The 18,388-nt window shown below is 57.4% G+C and carries 9 protein-coding genes; 3 read left to right on the forward strand and 6 right to left on the reverse strand.

What is annotated here, in order from left to right:
• Positions 1-31: 31 nt before the first annotated feature.
• The 5 genes from V9K67_RS24195 to V9K67_RS24215 all read right to left on the reverse strand — a co-directional run bounded on the left by V9K67_RS24195 (position 32) and on the right by V9K67_RS24215 (position 10,093).
• The gene (locus V9K67_RS24195; protein ID WP_336727179.1) at positions 32-1,258 is read right to left on the reverse strand and encodes a FecR family protein; all 1,227 of its coding nucleotides are present in this window, start codon (positions 1,256-1,258) and stop codon (positions 32-34) included.
• 272 nt (positions 1,259-1,530) lie between these two features.
• A complete protein-coding gene (locus tag V9K67_RS24200; protein ID WP_336727180.1) occupies positions 1,531-3,996 on the reverse strand; it encodes an Ig-like domain-containing protein in 2,466 nt (821 codons plus the stop codon).
• A gap of 95 nt (positions 3,997-4,091) precedes the next feature.
• Positions 4,092-4,655, reverse strand: coding sequence for an RNA polymerase sigma factor (locus V9K67_RS24205; RefSeq protein ID WP_336727183.1), 564 nt, complete (start codon positions 4,653-4,655; stop codon positions 4,092-4,094).
• A 206-nt stretch (positions 4,656-4,861) separates the two neighbouring features.
• Positions 4,862-6,100 (reverse strand): transglutaminase-like domain-containing protein, encoded by a 1,239-nt coding sequence (locus tag V9K67_RS24210; RefSeq protein WP_336727185.1) that lies wholly within the window; start codon positions 6,098-6,100, stop codon positions 4,862-4,864.
• Positions 6,101-6,733: 633 nt separating this feature from the next.
• Positions 6,734-10,093 carry a methylmalonyl-CoA mutase family protein gene (locus V9K67_RS24215; protein WP_336727187.1) on the reverse strand — a complete coding sequence of 1,120 codons (3,360 nt, stop codon included), beginning with the start codon at positions 10,091-10,093 and terminating at the stop codon, positions 6,734-6,736.
• Between the two features lie 184 nt (positions 10,094-10,277).
• Here V9K67_RS24215 and V9K67_RS24220 point away from each other — a divergent pair, with 184 nt between their 5' ends.
• Complete coding sequence (locus V9K67_RS24220; protein ID WP_336727188.1) at positions 10,278-12,137, forward strand: 2-oxoacid:acceptor oxidoreductase subunit alpha; 1,860 nt, start codon at positions 10,278-10,280, stop codon at positions 12,135-12,137.
• A 207-nt stretch (positions 12,138-12,344) separates the two neighbouring features.
• Here the strand turns inward: V9K67_RS24220 and V9K67_RS24225 are convergent, their stop codons facing one another.
• Positions 12,345-13,613, reverse strand: a complete 1,269-nt coding sequence (locus V9K67_RS24225) for a Pycsar system effector family protein (RefSeq protein ID WP_336727190.1) — start codon at positions 13,611-13,613, stop codon at positions 12,345-12,347.
• 36 nt (positions 13,614-13,649) lie between these two features.
• On the opposite strand from V9K67_RS24225, the gene V9K67_RS24230 reads away from it, so the two are divergent.
• Together V9K67_RS24230 and V9K67_RS24235 are read left to right on the forward strand one after the other, a co-directional pair.
• Entirely contained in the window at positions 13,650-14,555 is a 906-nt protein-coding gene (locus V9K67_RS24230) for an SdiA-regulated domain-containing protein (protein ID WP_336727191.1), read from the forward strand.
• A gap of 24 nt (positions 14,556-14,579) precedes the next feature.
• The gene (locus tag V9K67_RS24235; protein ID WP_336727192.1) at positions 14,580-18,218 is read left to right on the forward strand and encodes a BamA/TamA family outer membrane protein; all 3,639 of its coding nucleotides are present in this window, start codon (positions 14,580-14,582) and stop codon (positions 18,216-18,218) included.
• Positions 18,219-18,388: the final 170 nt, after the last annotated feature.

Consider the following 18,388-nt stretch of genomic DNA (forward strand, 5'->3'; position numbering starts at 1 on the left):
TCGTAATCGTTTCGTAATCGTATAAAAAGTATCAGGGCAAGACGGTTATCTTTTTTCCTTCGAGCCGGAAGCGCACGTCCGACTCTTCAAGGGCTTTCAGCACGCTGGACAGCTTCATATCGCGGCCCAGCTCGCCTTCGAAGGTTATGGGCGGCACGCCGGCTTCGTAGGTCACCTCCAGGTCGTACCAGCGGGCCAGCTCCTGCATCACTTCTTCCAGGCCGGCGCCGTCGAAGTTGAAGAAGCCGCGGCGCCAGGCCATCACTTTATCCACGTCGGCTTCCAGGGTTTTTATCGACCTGCTGCCGGTGGTCACCTGCGCCTGCTGCCCGGGTTTGAGAATGACTGCGGGGGCCGCTTCCGGCTTTCCGTCGGGGGCGGTTACCCTTACCGATCCTTCCAGCAGCGTAGTCTCCGCTTTTGGCGCATATGCATTGATGTTAAAATGTGTTCCCAGCACCTGCACCGTGCCCGCATCGCCCGTGGGGGTATTGATCTTCACCCGGAAAGGCATGCGGGTTTTCTTTCCCTGCAGCAGCACTTTGGCCACTTCGAAATATACTTCGCCGGTAACCTCCACCACCCGTTCTTCACGGGAAAAGCGGATGGGGTAACGGATGGAGCTGGACGAGTTGAGCCAGGCATGGGTGCCGTCGGGCAGCACTATTTTAAACTCCCTGCCCCTGGGGGTGGAGAGGGTGTTATAAACCATTTCGCCTTCGCCGGCGCCGGCTTTGCCGTAGGCCAGCTGGCCGTCCTGCAGTTCCACGCGGCTGCCCTGCTGGCGGGCCACCAGGCCGTTGCCCATGCTGTCGAGCAGCACGTGCGAGCCGTCGGAGAGCGTCAGCACCGCACCGGGCTTGCCGGGCAGCACGTCCTGCTGGGCCGGTGCCTTGGCCACCACCGCTTCCGGTTTGCGGTGGTGCAGCACCATCCAGGTGCCGGCCAGCACCAGCAGTACTACCGCTGCGGCCCATCCGAACTGGCGAAAGGGAAACAACGGCCGCACGGGTGCTTCCCTATGGACTTCCTTTAAAATCGTTTGAAAATGGGTGTCCTGGTTGTCGTTCCTCCGGGCATAATGAGCGAGCTTTTGCCGAAGGCTTTCCGCCTGGGTGAGTTCCTCGTATTTTGCCCGGTTTTCTTCCGAGGCATCGAGGTAGGCGGACAGCATTTCCTGTTCCCCGGGGGTGAGGGGGGCGTAGGCCGATTTCAGGATAATTCTGGCAAGCTCCGTATCTGGATAATTTGTTCTCATAATAAGCCCAAAGGCAATCGTTTAATCCGAACGTTTAATCGTTTAATAGGAATACAACCAAACAGTCCGTTTCAACCACAGCAGCGGCAACTTTTTCTTAACTTTTTTTAACAGGTTGCTTAACCTTTTTTAACCCATTGGTTGTCAGGGTGCCTTTAAAAAGGGAGGAAAAAAACTTTTTTTAAGGAGGGGCATAAAACCGATCCCCCGCCACTGAAAAAAGGGTAAAGCCCGGAAGCCTTACCCTTATAAGTTACGTGTCTGAAGGTAAATTAAAATACGGCCGTCGCCATATTCACCTGGCGGGTGAACGTGCTGCCCGTGGCATCCTTTACCGTGAAGCGGAAGGAAGCCAGGCCGGATTTTGAAGGGGTGAACGACACGATGCCGTTTTCGCCCAGGGCCGCCGCACCATTCACCGCGTTCGACACGCTGTAGGTACAATTGTCCCGGTAGCCGCGTGACAGCTTTTTCAGGTCGATGGCCACCGGCTTGCCCCCTTCGGCCGTGAAACGGGGAGCGGCCATCCATTCGAGGTACTGGTCCAGTCGGGTAATGCCATCCTGGTCGCTGTCGGCATTGGCATCGGAGAAATCGCCTTTGGCGGAACGCGGGTTGCTGCCGTGCAGCTGCTCCCACCAGTCGGGCAGGCCGTCCTGGTCGGTATCGAAACTGCCGGTACGGCGCTCTTCGGGATATTTTTCCCACCCCCCCACGTCTTCCTGCGTGTCGGGCAGGCCGGCCTTGCCGGATTTGCTGCCTCTATACGTATAGGTGCTATCGAGGGTTTCCCGGATGATGCGGATGTCATGGTCGTCAAACACCGGCACGGTGCAGCCTACGTCGGACAATACGTCTTTATAAGCATCCGTGGCGCTCTGGGTGGTGACAAAAGGCTCGAAGAACGGCTGGCTGACGAAGGTCTGGTAGCTGGCCTTGCCGGATTCCTTGCGGCCCTCGGCCTGGTTGCGCTCGTCGAAGTGGCCGGGCATCACGTTGCCGTCGAAGAAATAGCGCTGCATGCCGCCGCCATAGCCTTCGTGCTGGGCGTTCAGGGCATAGAAGAACTGGGTAGAGGCGCCGGGCTTATAATAATTACCCACGAAGTTCACCTCGCGGGCGCCGCCGTCGGTGGCCCGGTTGGCCCAGTTGTACACCACGTTGTTGCGGATATCCATTTTTCCCAGGTAGTCGCCGTCGCCGTTGACGCCGCCGGCCAGGCTCCAGTTGCGGCCCGAGCAGTGCGCCAGCAGGTTGTGGTGGAAGCTGCCCACCTCGCCGCCGATGCTGCCGGCAAAGCCATGGGCCTTGCCTTCGCCGTATTTACTGTGGCCGGCAATGTTCAGGGCCTCGGAGATGATGGTGCGCTGCAGGGTGATGTTGTGGGCACCGCGGGAGCTGAAGCCCTCGTCGATGGTCCAGCTGATGGAGCAGTGGTCCACGATGCTGTTGTCGGCACCGGTCAGGCCCATGCCGTCGTAGGTGCGGCCGGCACCCAGGCGTACCCGCATGAAGCGCACCACGTTGTCGTCGCCAACGATGCCCAGCGGCGCGCCGGCAATGCAAATGCCTTTGCCGGGAGCGGTCTGGCCGGCCAGGGTGATGTATTTCTGAGAGAGGGTCAGGCGTTCCTGCAGGCGGATGATGCCCGATACGTCGAACACGATGGTGCGGGGGCCGATATCGTTGGTCACGGCTTCGCGCAGGCTGCCGGGACCCGAATCATTGAGGTTGGTGACATGCACCACCTTGCCGCCGCGTCCGCCGCGGGCATAGCGGCCGTAGCCTTCGGCGCCGGCAAAGGCCAGTTGCCGCGGGCGGAAATACCATACCCGTCCCTTAGTGGCTTTGCCGTCGGCCCCAATTTCATCCACCCGCCAGAAGTAGGTATTCATGCCGTACAGGTCGTTTACGGTTTGTTCGGTGGCTTTTGTCCGGCCTTTAAAGGCGGGAGAGGCAGTAGTAGCCGCGGCCACGGTGGCCGAGTCGGTACCCACATACACTTCGTGGGCCACAGCCTGGGGCGCCGCTTTCCATTGCAGCACCAGGCTGCGGTTGTCGGCGTCGGCATGCTCTTCGCCGTTGCGCGGGAAGGGCAGGCGCGCCGCTTCCTTGATATTAGAGGTATTCAGCTCGAAGCCGTTGATAACGATGCCCGTGGCGGCGGCGCCCGGAGCGTTTTCGAACAGCACCACCACGTCCTTTCCTTTCTGGGCGGTCACCTGCAGGTAGGCGGTCTGGCAGTCGCTATTTCCCAACACCCGCTGCGAGGGCACCAGTGCGCTCACCTGCCGCTTGCCGTCCACCGAAATGGAGAGGGGCCCGGGTTTATTGGTGGCTCCGCGGAGGCTGTTGTGATACGTCAGCAGGGTATGCTTGCCGGCGGGCAGGCCGCTGATGCGCAGTTCCAGGGCGCCGCCGGCGCTGCCTTCGAGCACCAGGCCGTCGCCGGCCAGCTTGGCATAGTTCGGCGCCTGTACGGCGGTCTTATAATAGGTTCCCGACAGGCGGCTGCCGGCGCCCTTTTGGGAAAAAGCAAAGGTGATGCCCCGGAGCGACAGCTTATTGGCCCCCTCCGACTGTACGGGCCAGGGGATAAAGCCCAGTTCATTCACTTCGGCCTCGCGGCGGTCGGCGATATTGAGGTCAACCTTCAATTGGGGGGTCTGGGCCTTCGAGAGCGCGGGCAGCAACAGGCAGGAGGCAAGGCCACAGAAGAGGGCCGCGGAACTTTTCATGTAGATGTTATTTGTATTACCCCTTAGGGCAATCGTTTATTAGCATACACCCAAAGGCGCCCATTCAACCACATCCGGGAAAACTTTTTTTTCGCTTACCGCAGGCACTGGAGCTTTTTGCGGATAAAGGCGATGGCGCGGGCGTTCTGGTTGCGGACGGTTTGGATGTTCAGTTGCAGTTTTTTGGCGATGTCCTGGTAGGGCATTTGTTCTTTGTACAGCAGTTCAAACACGCGCCGGCATTCGGTGGGCAGGTCTTCCGCCGCCTGGAAGATCAGTTCCAGCGCCGAGGTTTCCAGCTTTTCGTTCTCGAAATGGGCTTCATTGTGGTTGAGGGTACCGAGGTAGTCGTTAAAATGCTTTTCCTGCCGTTTTTCGCGTTTGAGGTAGTTGAGGCTACCGTTTTTGACCGCTTCGTACAGGTAGCCCTGGAGGTGGTCCATACCGGAGAAGGTCACGGTGGAGCGGAAGGTTTTGATGAAGACGTCCACTACGATCTCTTCCGCCGCATGCCGACTCACCACCAGCTTTTCCGCGAAGTAGCAGAGCGAGCCATAGAACCGGTTGTACACCTCTTCCAAAGCTTTTTCTTCCCTATTCTGGAAGCGGTATAGTATTTCAGCGTCGGATTGGAGTGCCCCGTCGTAGCGGAATTTCATCGTTAGTTTTACTGATTGAACAGGAACATAAAATTAGAACGAACGCTCCCCCTGCGAAATGGGACATTTAGTTGTAATGATGTACTATTTTATTGCAACCACCACCCCTGTTCCCTGCGCCGGCATGGATTTGCGCCTATTTATAAAATAAAAAAAGCATACGACCGGAAACCGGTACGTATGCTCTTGTGCTTTGGTGTTCTATCCTAATAACTATAACCTTTCCGGGAATTTCCAGGATATGCCGGGCTGATCGTAAAATCACCATAGGGGTATAATTTCCCATCCCCACTGATATCCGGAACGCCCCATGCAAAACCTGTGTATTTACTGTCTTTGGGGAAATTGGCATCCATTACCGTAAGCTCAGTAGCGCCGTTTTGCCGGTAAACGGCCGGGTTGTCAAAGGCATTCCAAAGGGGATCCATATGCTTCCAGGTACCCTTGTCGGACCACTCTACGCAGGCATGTCCCACGTAGGAACCATAATAATTAAAGGTCATAAACTTCATGACAGCCGGAATGCCCAATGCCCGCAACATGGTAATGGTCACAACGGACCACTCGTCGCATACGCCCCGGTAGCCTAAATTGCCGATTACCAGTTTATCCGCCCAGGTAAACTCCAGGATGTTGGTGATGTTGGCATCATACAGCATTTTCTCCCGCACTTTCAGCCAGATCCTATAAGCTTTGTCCGAAACTTTTTTTCCGCCCTTGGCCCAATTGATAGCGGTGGTATAGTAGTGGTTCAGGTGGTGAAGATCATTTTCCTCCAGCCAATCATTTTTACGTTGCCTGGCTAATGAAGGCTCATTTGCAGCAGTTATGGGGAAAGGGACAAAGGGCGTCAGGGTTTCCTGGTGATCCGTAGAAACTTTTCTGATCTGGTTGCCTTCTTTGGCTTCGATCTCCCAGCTTAAGGTGTTGCTTTCCCAATTCACCACTGGCCTTTCCGCCAGGATGCTTTCTTTAGTAAATCTTGAACGGGCCGCTTCCAATGCGTGGGCTTTTAATGACTTTTCCCGAACCACGTCAAATGCTTTTACCGCCAAAATGCCCGGGCGCAAATTGGGTTGTTCTTCAAGACCTTCCGCCCTCTTTAACCGGAATGCGATGATATCATTTTTGTCAGGGGACTGGATGATGACGGAATAGTTTCCATCCGCATCCGGACGTGTTTCATGCCATATTTGCGAGCCATGCTCCAGGTTCCATTTTTTATAGCGCGGGTCCTTTACGATTTCCGGGTGACGGCCCACCAGGTGCACAGCATGATTGAAGTTCAGTGCGGTTTTAAGCGGCTTCGCATTGTCGGCGGTTTGATTGGCTTTGCCCGGAACATCGTTGTTGGCTTGGGGCTCCCCGATGACATCCTTTTTGCAAGAGGTCAGGTACATGCCGGTCAGTAAAATGCTAAACAGAAAAATGCGTGAATTGCTCATAAGTCAAGTGTTAAGGGTGAATAGAATGAACCGCGACGGGCTCTTGTGCCTGCAGGGAGCAGCTGCCCGTGGTCCAAGGAAACAGTATAGATGGCGGGGACCGGTGCTTGCCGCACCATGCCCGGCGTTTACGGTAATACAGAAAAGGGAACAGATGTATCGGGGCAGGAGGCGAAGCCGCCAGCCCCCGGGCACGTGCAGGGTAAAGGAAGGGATCCGGTACGTTCTGCTTTTTCAGGGGGTTCTATCTATATAACCGGCCCGGGGAAGATCGTTACCGGCATTTTTAGAAAAAAGAAAAAAGATTTTTGAAAGGGAGATGCCTTAGCTCATGGCACAAGCCACCCATTACAGAAGAGAGCGCTCTGGAATTTGCCGAAGATGGGCAAATGCGTTTCATCCGGCAGCTCATTCAAAAATAACCGGGGGCAGCAGTCTTCCAAAAGCAGGGTAACGTGCTGCTTTAAAGCTATCATGCCGGGGACCCGGTTTGGAGCTACAATCATAAAGCTAATGGTTACCTCTACATAAGACCTTAGGATGAAGTGTCCTTCTCCGGAATACAATTCCGGGGTACGTGGTCTGGCCTAAAATCGACGATGCACGGCATTAAACAAGATTACCTGGAGCGGCCTACATATTTCTTCGGTACTGCCCGCCCACCTCGTACAATGCATGGGTAATTTGTCCCAGGGAGCAGTATTTGACGGTTTCCATCAGTTGCTCAAAGACGTTATCGTTGTTGATGGCGGCCACTTTCAGCCTTTTCAGTTCTTCTTCGCTGCGGTGTTCGTTGCGTTTCTGGAAGGCCTGCAGGTTAAGGATCTGCTGCTCCTTTTCTTCAGTGGTGCTGCGGATCACCTCGCCGGGAAGGACGGTGGGCGAGCCGGCCTTGTTCAGAAACGTATTCACCCCCACCAGCGGCAGGGCGCCGGTATGCTTCTGGTGCTCGTAATACAGGCTTTCCTCCTGGATCTTGTTGCGCTGGTACATCCGCTCCATGGCGCCCAGCACACCGCCCCGGTCGGTCAGGCGGTCGAATTCGGCCAGCACGGCTTCTTCCACCAGGTCGGTCAGCTCTTCCAAGGCAAAGGACCCCTGGAGGTAATTTTCGGTCTTTACCGTTCCCAGCTCCCGGTTGATGATCAGCTGGATAGCCATGGCCCGGCGCACACTCTCCTCGGTAGGCGTGGTAATGGCCTCGTCGTAGGCATTGGTGTGCAGCGAGTTGCAGTTGTCATAGATGGCATAGAGCGCCTGCAGGGTGGTGCGGATGTCGTTGAAGTCGATCTCCTGGGCATGCAGCGAACGGCCGGAGGTCTGGATATGGTACTTTAGCTTTTGCGAACGGTCCGAAGCCCCGTACACGCCCTTCAAAGCCTTTGCCCAGATGCGGCGGGCCACCCGCCCGATGACGCTGTACTCGGGGTCCATGCCGTTGGAAAAGAAGAACGACAGGTTGGGCGCAAAGGCGTCGATGGGCATACCCCTGCTGAGGTAATACTCCACGTAGGTAAAACCGTTGGCCAGGGTAAAGGCCAGTTGGCTGATGGGATTGGCGCCGGCCTCGGCAATGTGGTAGCCCGAGATGGATACGCTGTAAAAGTTACGGACCTTATGCTGGTTGAAGTACTCCTGTACATCGCCCATCAGCTTCAGGGCAAACTCAGTGGAAAAAATACAGGTGTTCTGGGCCTGGTCTTCCTTTAATATATCGGCCTGCACCGTGCCGCGTACCTGCGCCAGGGCCTGGGCTTTCAGGTGATGGTAGGTTTCGGACGGCAATACTTCTTCGCCCGACAAGCCCAATAGGGCCAGGCCTAAGCTATTGGCCTCTACCGGGTGAGCACCGCTATATTCCGGCCGTGCCGCCTGCTGGTATTTATTCGCGAAAGCCTCCTCTACCCTATCCCATTGCTTATGGGTTTCGATCCACTTTTCGCACTGCTGGTCGATGGCGGCATTGAGGAAGAAGGCCAGCAATATTGGCGCCGGGCCGTTGATGGTCATGGACACGGAGGTTTTCGGATCGCAAAGATCAAAGCCACTGTACAGCTTTTTAGCGTCGTCCACGGTGGCGACGCTTACCCCCGAGTTGCCCACCTTGCCGTAGATGTCGGGGCGGTAGCCGGGGTCTTCGCCGTAAAGCGTAACGCTGTCAAAGGCGGTGGACAGCCGCCGGGCGGGCTGACCGGCCGACACATAATGAAAGCGCTTGTTGGTGCGCTCGGGACCGCCCTCGCCGGCAAACATGCGGGTAGGATCTTCGTCCTGGCGGCGCAGCGGGAACACCCCGGCGGTATAGGGGAATTCTCCCGGCAGGTTTTCCTGCAGCTGCCAGCGCAGCAGGTCGCCCCAGTCGTTATACCGGGGGAGCACCACTTTCGGAATGCGGGTACCGCTGAGCGTGGTAGATGTCAGGGACTGCCGGTGCACCTTGTCGCGTACCTGGTATTCAAAAAAGTCGCCCCCATACATTTTCCGCACTTCGGGCCAGGTATCCAGCAGCTTTTTGCAGGCGGGATCCAGCTGGCCTTCCAACTGCCGGCGCAGGCGCTCCAGGTCGGGAGCAAAGGAAGCGTCACTGCCGGCGGCGTCGAGCACACCCTTCAGCTGGTACAGCTTCGTAGCCAGGGCGCCCTGTTCGGCGGCCCACTGGTTGTACCGGCGGTTGTGCTCGGAAATCTCCGACAGGTAGCGCACCCTCTTGGGCGGGATGATCTGGGAGCGGTTGGCGGTGTCCCGGAGGTGGGGATGTACTTCCACCGGGCCGAAATTGGTCCCGGTCTTTTGTTCGATGGCCAGCACCAGCTTTTCAAACAGCTCGTTCACGCCGGCATCATTAAACTGGGCGGCGATGGTGCCGATTACCGGCAGGTCCTCGTCTTTTGCCGTCCAGAGGTTGTGGTTGCGCTTGTACTGCTTGCGCACGTCGTGCAGGGCATCCAGGGCCCCGGCCTTGTCAAATTTGTTGATGGCCACCAGGTCGGCATAATCGAGCATGTTGATCTTTTCGAGCTGGGAGGCGGCGCCGTATTCGGGGGTCATCACATACAGGCTGAGGTCGCAGTAGTCGAGCACCGAGGTATCGCTCTGCCCTACCCCGGCCGACTCGAGGATGACCAGGTCGAAACCGGCTCCTTTGCAGATATCGAGGGCTTCCTGTACGTGGCGGCTCAGGGAGGCATCGTTGGCGCGGGTGGCCATGGAGCGCATATAAGCACGGGGCGAGGAAATGGCGTTCATGCGGATGCGGTCGCCCAGCAGGGCCCCGCCGGTCTTGCGGCGCGAGGGGTCGACCGAGATCACGGCCACGGTCTTTTTGGTAAACGTGTAGAGGAAGCGGCGCACGATCTCGTCGGTCACGGACGATTTGCCGGCCCCGCCGGTGCCAGTGATCCCAAGGACAGGCGGTGTGGACGAGCCCTCTGCTGGCGCAGGAGGCACAGGCAGTCCATTTTCCGCCAGGGTGATCGCACGGGCTATCTGCCGTATATCTTTTGCCTCTTCCAGCGGAAGTTTATCGCTGTTCCATTGCCCGGTTGCCTGCCAATAATCGGCGGCGCCACCCTCCCGGGTCCGGACAATGACATCTTCGATCATGCCTTCGAGACCCATTTTCCGTCCGTCGTCCGGGGCGTAAATACGGGCAATGCCGTACTGGTGCAGCTCCTCGATCTCCGCGGGCAGGATGGTGCCGCCGCCGCCGCCGAAAATTTTGATATGGCCGCAGCCGGCCGTGTCGAGCAGGTCTTTCATGTACTTGAAAAACTCCAGGTGCCCACCCTGGTAGGAGGTGATGGCGATGGCATGCACGTCCTCTTCAATGGCGGCCTCTACAATTTCATGGACGGGGCGGTTGTGCCCGAGGTGGATGATCTCCACCCCTTTGCTTTGCAACACGCGGCGCATAATATTGATGGCAGCATCGTGGCCGTCGAACAGCGAAGCAGCCGTCACCATGCGCAGGGTGGTCGAAGGAGTCTTTTCCATAAGAGCGTAAAAGTACAATTTACGACTTGCGTCAGGAATTGGTTAATTGGTTAATTGGGCATCAGGCCGGACAGGCAAATAGGAGCCTTCCCCCTAAAGACCTAATATCCCAATTAACCAATTAACAAATTCCCCATTCCTTATCCGGCCTAACATCGTTAATTTTGCGGCTCAATTTTATAGTATGACGCGTAAGCAGGAACTCGTACAGGACGTTGTGATCAAGTTCGCCGGCGACAGCGGCGACGGGATGCAACTGACCGGAACCCAATTTACCAATAATACCGCCCTCCTGGGAGCCGACCTCTCGACCTTCCCTGACTTCCCGGCCGAGATCCGGGCGCCCCAGGGCACCCTGCCGGGCGTGAGCGGCTTTCAACTCCGTTTTTCCAGCGAAAGCATCCATACCCCCGGCGATGCCTGGGACGTGCTGGTGGCCATGAACGCCGCCGCCCTCAAAACCAACCTTAAAAACCTGAAAAAAGGCGGCAAGGTCATCGTCAATACCGATGGCTTCGACGTCAAGAACCTGCGCCTGGCCAACTACCCCGAAGGCCAGAACCCTTTGGAAAACAATAGCCTGGAGGGCTACGAGGTCATCCGTATGGACGTGACCAAGATGACCCGCGAAGCCCTGAAGGACATCCCCATGGGCACCAAGGAAAAGGATCGCGCCAAAAACATGTTCGTCCTCGGCTTCCTCTACTGGATGTACGACCGCGACATGAAGAGCACCGAGCAGTTCCTGGAAGAAAAGTTCTCCAAAAAGGCCGAGATCCTGGAAAGCAACCTCAAAGTGCTGCGGGCCGGCTACCACTACGGCGACACCACCGAAACCTTTACCACCCAGTATAAAGTGGACAAAGCCCGCATCGAAGCCGGCAACTACCGCTCCATCATGGGCAACCAGGCACTGGCCTACGGCCTCATCGCCGCCTCGGTGAAAAGCGGACTGCCCCTGTTCCTGGGCACCTACCCCATCACCCCGGCTTCCGACATCCTCCACGAGCTGAGCAAGCATAAAAACTTCGGCATCCGCACCTTCCAGGCGGAAGACGAGATCGCCGGCATCACCTCCGCCATCGGCGCGGCCTATGGCGGCCACCTGGGCATTACCACCACCTCCGGCCCCGGCATGGCCCTGAAAACCGAGGCCATGGGCCTGGCCACCATGCTGGAGATCCCCCTGGTGATCGTGGACGTGCAGCGCGGCGGCCCCTCTACCGGCCTGCCCACCAAAACCGAGCAGAGCGACCTGCTGCAGGCCTACTACGGCCGCAACGGCGAATGCCCCATGCCGGTGCTGGCTTCCTCCACCCCCAGCGACTGCTTTGATATGGCCTACGAAGCCGTACGCATCGCCGTGGAGCACATGACCCCGGTGATCCTGCTGAGCGACGGCTATATCGCCAACGGCGCCGAGCCCTGGAAATACCCCTCCTCGGAACACCTGGCCCCCATCCACGTGAAGTTCAAGACCGAGCTGGGCCACGAGGAAGTGAAGTTCAAGCCCTACCAGCGCGATGAAAAGGGCGTCCGCCCCTGGGCCGTGCCGGGCACCCCCGGCCTCGAGCACCGCATCGGCGGCCTGGAAAAGGAAAATATTACCGGCAACGTCAGCTACGACCCGGAAAACCACCAGCTGATGGTGAAGCTGCGCCAGGAAAAGGTGGACAAGATCGCCTCCTACATCCCCGACCAGGAGATCGACAACGGTCCGCTGAAGGGCGATGTACTGGTGCTGGCCTGGGGCTCGACCTATGGCGTGGTGAAAACCGCCGTGGAAGAGCTGCTGAAGGAAGGCCACAGCGTGGCCCATGCCCACCTGCGCTACATGCGCCCCTTCCCCAAAAACCTCGGCGAGATTCTGCACAACTACAAAACCGTGCTGATCCCCGAGATCAACAACGGCCAGCTGGTAAAGATCATCCGCAGCGAATTCCTGATCAACGCCAAAGCCTACAACAAGATCATGGGCGTACCCATCACCAAGGCCGAACTGCTGGAAACGATCAAGGTGCATTTGAAGCCTGCCCTGGCGTAAGGGAAAGGGAATTGGTAAATTGGTTAATTGGGGTATTAGGGCCTTCGGTCACTTTATCCTAACTATATCAGAATAAAAAAGGTCAATGAACGCAACTTCATTGACCTTTTTTATTTTATTAACTAATAAACAACCAGTAAACCGGAGTATACCCAACTCAGGAACATAGGAGCTCAGGAACTCAGGAACTGAACTCTGGAACTTCAGTTAGTAGTCAATAACCGGCATCCGCGTACTGGCCGCCGGGTTGCCGCTGGAGAGGGCGGCGACGGCAAAGGCGATGACCGCCACGATCAGTCCCCACATGAAGATGGTGTAGGAGATGCGGAGGTAGCGATATTTGCGGGCCAGCACCACGCCCAGGAAATAAATGTCCTTGATCATACTGTTGTAGAGGTATTCGGAGTCCTTGAGCATTTCGTTCATGGCCCAGTTGTATTCGGTCAGGCCCATCTTGTGAAAGTTGCCGAAGAACAGCAGGTTGGTCTTTTTGGTGCGGATGTCGTCCTCGGTAAAGCGGCCGCTGCTGATCGACGGCCGGGTGGCCAGGACGGCAAAGATGATGGCCGCCAGGCAAACCGACAGCAGGATCACCGTGGGAATAATGTATTGCGGGTAAAACGCCAGGCGGGCCAGCAGCACCGTCAGGCTGACCGACAGGATGATGGAATTGACCGAGATCATGATGTTGGCCTTGCTGTCGGCCATGGAACTCAGCTCGAAGTGGTTGTTGCTGGTGGTGCGGAACATGGTCTGCACGCCCCGGGCGGTGTTCTTCTGCTTTGCCTTTTCGTCCTCCGTGCCGTCGAAGGCGGCTTTGGCGGGCACGTAGGGAAAGAGCTCCTCCTCGCCTTTTTTTTCTACTTCCTTCTTCACGTCCTTTTTCTTTTTCAGCGAAGCCAGGTTCTCTTCCTTGCGGGGCTCGAGGAACTCGCGGCCGTAATCGGTAAAATAGGTATGGCCCGAAAGAAAGCTGAGGTTGTTCTTCCGCCAGTCGTTCTTCGAGATCTTTTTGCCGTACAGGGTCTCCTGTTCCTGCCGCAGCAGCTGGTTGCGGGCCTTAAAGTCCTCGGTGGCCAGGTGGTAGAGGTCGGCGTCACAGAGGATTTTTTCCACCAGGCTTACCGGCGACTGGGGCATGCGGGTGGCTTCGATGCAGGAGCTGACCCGCTGCACCAGGGCTTCCTCGAGGCGGTTGTCGCCCAGGAAAGCGGTGGCGATGCGGATGCTTTCCTGCTCGTGGCCGGCGGCGCTGCCGATGGAATAGCCCGTATCGTGAAACCAGGCCGCCAGCAACAGCACCAGGCGGTCCTCCTCTTCCAGCTTGTAGTGATCCGCCATATGGCTGCAGGCTTCCACCACGTCCTCGGTATGCTCGATATTATGAAAAACAAACTGCGGCTTCACTTTATGGGTGAAGATCTCCGTTACATAGTTCCGTGCTGCCGCTAACAATTGTTCATGCGTCTCGTTCATGGCTGGTGCATTGTTTGATATTAAAGGTATTAAATGATGAGAAAGATATTTCAAACCCAATGCCCGGCTTCCCGAATCTGGTGGGCCGGCCTGTGCGGGCTGCTGCTGGCATGCTCCAACAGCCATCGCTCCTCCCCTGAAGGCTACAACCTGCGGAAGCCGGTCAAGCGGGAACTGGGAAAAGACCTCAACGAGATTTCGGGGATCGCCTTCAGTCCCACCCTCCAGAGCCTGCTCTCCATTTCGGACAGCAAACGCAAGGTGGTGCGCATCGACCTGCAGCGCCAAAAGCTCAAAAACCATGTCGAAAAGTTCTACCACCAGAGCGACTTCGAAGATATTGTGCTGGTAGACTCGCTGGTGTATGTGCTGATCAGCGACGGTACGATCCTGTCCATGCCGCTGAGCGCCCGGGATTCCACACAAACAGTGGCCTACCCCTTCTGGTCGAAGGACAAAAACGATTTTGAAACGCTGTACTACGACCCCTCCGAACAGGCGCTGGTCATGCTGTGCAAGGATTGCGCAGCCGAAAAAGGCCAGCACGTACGTACGGCCTACCGCTTCGACCTGGCCCGGAAACAATTCGACTCTTCGGCCTTCTACACCATTAGCACTGCAGAGGTAAAAGCCCTCCTCAAAAAAGACGATGCCGACTTCCGTCCTTCGGCCGCCGCCATTCATCCCCTGGACGGCCGCCTCTATATTCTTTCCTCTGCAGGGCAGCTGCTGGTGGTGACCGATACCCGTGGCAAAGTTTTGGCAGCATACCCCCTCAACCCCGACCTGTTTCCCCAGGCCGAGGGCCTTGCCTTTTCGCCCAGCGGCACGATGTTCATTACCAACGAAGGAAAATACGGCAAAGCCAACCTGCTGGTGTTTCCTTATTATAAACGGCCAAGGGCACCAAAGGGCGTACAGAAACCCGCACCCTCCGAATGAAAACAGAATCTTAAACCGATGATCATGAAAAGAGAATTGTTGCTGCTCGTAAGCTTCTTTCTATCTATCGTTACCCTTGCACAAACCGACAGCATCAACCAGCGCATCTTTTTGATCGGCGATGCCGGCGAGCTGGTAGGCGAAACCCACCCCGTGGTAGACTGGCTGAAAAAGAACGTGGACTGGAACGATGAAAAAAATACCGCCCTCTTCCTGGGCGACAATATTTACCCCCTGGGCCTGCCCATGGAAGGCGACCCCACCTACCCGCAGGCCAAGAAAATCCTGGATTACCAGATGAGCCTGGTGAAAGGCAAAAAGGCCAGGGCCTTCTTCATCCCCGGCAACCACGACTGGCGCAATGGCAAGATGGGCGGCTGGCAACAGGCCATGAACCAGCAGAACTATATCAACTCCCAGGAGCTGCCGAACGTGCAGGCCTACCCGCTCAACGGCTGCCCCGGCCCCGTAGAGGTGGTGCTCAGCGACAAGGTGGTGACCGTACTGATCGACAGCGAATGGTTCCTCTACATCCACGACAAGCCCGGCCCCGGCTCGGACTGCCAGTCCAAAACCCTCGACGAATTCATTACCGAGCTGCGCGAGATCCTCGCCTCCCACCCCGACCACCTGATGGTGATCGCCATGCACCATCCTTTGCGCTCCTATGGCGTGCACGGCGGCGACTATTCGTGGAAAAGCTACATCTTTCCTTTTACCGATCGCTACCCCAACCTGTACTTTCCCCTGCCGGTGCTGGGCGCCGTTTATCCCATTGCCCGCGGCTACTTCGGCAACCTGCAGGACGTACGCCACCCCCTGTACCGCACCATGGCCGGCGCCATCGAGGAAGCCATGAAAACCCACCGCAACCCCATCCACGTGGCCGGCCACGACCACAGCCTGCAACTGCTGATGAAGGACAGCATTCCCTATATCGTCGCCGGCTCGGGCAGCAACATCAGCCGGGCCCGGGTAAAACGATACACCCGCTTTGCCGACGTCAGCTTTGGCTTCTCCGTGATCGAAGTGTGGAACAGCGGCAAGGTCCAGACGAAGTTCTACAACATCCAGAGCGCCGACATGTCGAAACCCACCTTCGTGCAGGACCTGAAGCCCATCACTCCCGACAGCACGCACCTCTCCCCCGCCACCATCGACACCCTGGCGCCGCTGCCCGAATACGTGGTGGCCCGGGCCAACCCCAGCCTGAAAGGCAGCGGCTTCAAACACTTTTTCATGGGCAAAAACTACCGCCGCGAATGGACCCAGGAAGTAAAGGTGCCGGTGCTGGACCTGGGAAAGGAACAGGGCGGGCTGGAGCCCAAACGGCAGGGCGGCGGCAAACAAACCAAATCGCTGCGCCTGGTGGACTCCACCGGCAAAGAATGGGTGCTCCGCTCCATTGAAAAATTCCCCGAGGCCGCCATCCCGCCTGACCTGCGGCAAACCTTCGCCCGCGACATCGTGGAGGACGGCATCTCGGCCTCCTACCCCTTTGCCTCGCTGTCGATGCCGCCGATCGACAAGGCCGCCCAGGTGCCCTACCTCCGCCGCAAGCTGGTGTACATCCCCGACGACCCGCGACTGGACCGCTTCCGCAAAGGCTTTAAAAACACCATGGCCATCCTGGAAGAACGTGAGCCCGACCATATCAAAAAGACGTATAATACCGACGAGCTGGTGCTGCGCCTGGCCAAGGACAACGACGACCACATCGACCAGAAGGCCGTGCTGCGCGCCCGCCTGGTGGACAACTTTGTCATGGACCTCGACCGCCATGAGGACCAGTGGCGCTGGGCCACCCGCGATACCGGCAAGGGTAAGCTGTACTTCCCCATCCCGCGCGACCACGACCAAGCGTTTTACGTCAACCAGGGACTGATTCCGCACCTGGCCAAAAAACCCTGGTACGTACCCGAGCTGCAGGGCTTTGAAGCCGAAGCCGATAACATCAAAACCTTTAACCGGGCGGCCCGCAACTTCGACCGTGCCTTCATGAACCAGCTGTCCGAGGCGGACTGGAAGGTCCAGATCGATACCTTCCTGGCCCGGATGACCGATGCCGTCATTGACAGCAGCCTGCGCCGTCAGCCCAAAGAGATCCAGGGATACTCGCTGCCCCGGATCACCCGCACCCTGAAGCAAAGGCGGCAGTATTTTCAAAAAGAAATGCTGAAGTACTATAAGTTCCTTTCCAAAGAGGTGAACGTGGTGGGCACCAACCAGCGCGAGCTGTTCCGCGTGGAGCGGCAGGAGGACGGCCAGGTGCACGTGCTGGTAAACAAGATCGATAAGGATGGCCAGTTGTCCTCAAAAGTGTATGAGCGCCTGTTCGACCCCAGCGTCACAAAGGGGATAAACCTCTACGGCCTGGCCGACGACGACAGCTTCGTAGTGGCCGGCGGCACTTCCCGGATCACCACCCGCCTCATCGGCGGCTCGGGCAAGGACCATTTTATCACCAACAGCACCGGCGGGCGGGTAAAGATTTATGATGTATCGTTCGAGGAAAACCGGTTTTCAGGCACCGGCAGGGTGGACAAGAAAGTCACCAAAGACCCGCAGAACAATACCTACAACCGGCTGTTCTACCAGTACAACTTCCTCAACCCCGGCATTTCGCTGGAATACAATGTCGACGACGGCCTGTTTGCCGGCGCCAGCCTGGAGCTTACCCGGCGCGGCTTCCGCAAGGAACCCTACGCCATGCGCCAGTATATCAAGGCCACCCATGCCGCCCTCACCAAGTCGTACCATTTCCGCTACGAGGCCGACTACCAGAAGGTGCTGAAGAATGCCGACCTGACCGTTCGCGGCGACCTGAAGGCGCCGATCAACGTCACGAACTTCTTCGGCCTCGGCAACAACACCGTTTTCGACAAATCAAAACCCGGGGGTATTCAGTATTACCGCACCCGCTACAATACCGGCACCTTTACGGTTGCGCTGCGCAAGCAGCTGCAGTCGTGGATGCGCTTCAGTTTTGGCCCCGCCTTCCAGTATTTCCACCTGCATGAGGAGGAAAACAAGAACCGTTTTGTGGCCAATACGGCCCTGAACGGGCTGGGCGCCGCCGACCTCTACCGGCGGAGGATGTACGCGGGTCCCGAGGTCAGCCTGGAGATCAACTCGAAGAACAATGCGGTGCTGCCCACCCGCGGCGCGGTGGTCCATACGTATGCCCGCTCGCTGTTCGGCCTGAACGGCTCCAGCCAGAACGTCACCCAGTTGGGGATGGACCTGAGCATCTTTATGAGCATTGTGCCCCAAACCCGCTTTGTGCTGGCCACCCGCTTTGGCTGGGGACACAACATCGGACATTTTGAATTTCAGCAGGCCCAGTACCTGAGCGGGCCGGACAACCTGCGGGGTTATCGCAAGCAGCGCTTTGCCGGCCGCACCATGGCCTTCAACAATACCGAGATCCGTGTGAAGCTGGCGGACTTCAACACCTACCTGTTCCCCGGTGCCATTGGACTTCTGGCCTTTCATGATGTCGGGCGTGTCTGGAACAGGGGCGAATCGTCGCATCGCTGGCATACAGGTTATGGCGGCGGCCTCTGGCTGGCACCCATCCGGCGCTTCGTGGTGACCGCCTCCCTGATGGCGTCCAAGGAAGAACGCGGGATGCCGCTGGTGACCTTCGGCTTCCAGTTTTAATACGCCTTTGGCGGGAACACAAAAAAAGCAGCCGTTGCGGGCTGCTTTTTTTGTGTTTTATTGTTGAAGCTATTCGGGGCTTATTTCACGATGGAGAAGTCGATCCTGGTAGACTTACCGTTCACCGTGGCTTTCAGGCTGTACTTGCCCGTCTTGGCGGTCCAGCTCTT

This window comes from Huijunlia imazamoxiresistens, from assembly GCF_037132455.1.
GTDB lineage: Bacteria > Bacteroidota > Bacteroidia > Chitinophagales > Chitinophagaceae > Flavisolibacter > Flavisolibacter imazamoxiresistens.

What these genes read in the sequence shown, in the direction of transcription:
- V9K67_RS24195 (WP_336727179.1), bottom strand. Translation starts at nt 1,258, where the DNA reads ATGAGAACAAATTATCCAGATACGGAGCTTGCCAGAATTATCCTGAAA.
- V9K67_RS24200 (WP_336727180.1), bottom strand. Translation starts at nt 3,996, where the DNA reads ATGAAAAGTTCCGCGGCCCTCTTCTGTGGCCTTGCCTCCTGCCTGTTG.
- V9K67_RS24205 (WP_336727183.1), bottom strand. Translation starts at nt 4,655, where the DNA reads ATGAAATTCCGCTACGACGGGGCACTCCAATCCGACGCTGAAATACTA.
- V9K67_RS24210 (WP_336727185.1), bottom strand. Translation starts at nt 6,100, where the DNA reads ATGAGCAATTCACGCATTTTTCTGTTTAGCATTTTACTGACCGGCATG.
- V9K67_RS24215 (WP_336727187.1), bottom strand. Translation starts at nt 10,093, where the DNA reads ATGGAAAAGACTCCTTCGACCACCCTGCGCATGGTGACGGCTGCTTCG.
- V9K67_RS24220 (WP_336727188.1), top strand. Translation starts at nt 10,278, where the DNA reads ATGACGCGTAAGCAGGAACTCGTACAGGACGTTGTGATCAAGTTCGCC.
- V9K67_RS24225 (WP_336727190.1), bottom strand. Translation starts at nt 13,613, where the DNA reads ATGAACGAGACGCATGAACAATTGTTAGCGGCAGCACGGAACTATGTA.
- V9K67_RS24230 (WP_336727191.1), top strand. Translation starts at nt 13,650, where the DNA reads ATGAGAAAGATATTTCAAACCCAATGCCCGGCTTCCCGAATCTGGTGG.
- V9K67_RS24235 (WP_336727192.1), top strand. Translation starts at nt 14,580, where the DNA reads ATGAAAAGAGAATTGTTGCTGCTCGTAAGCTTCTTTCTATCTATCGTT.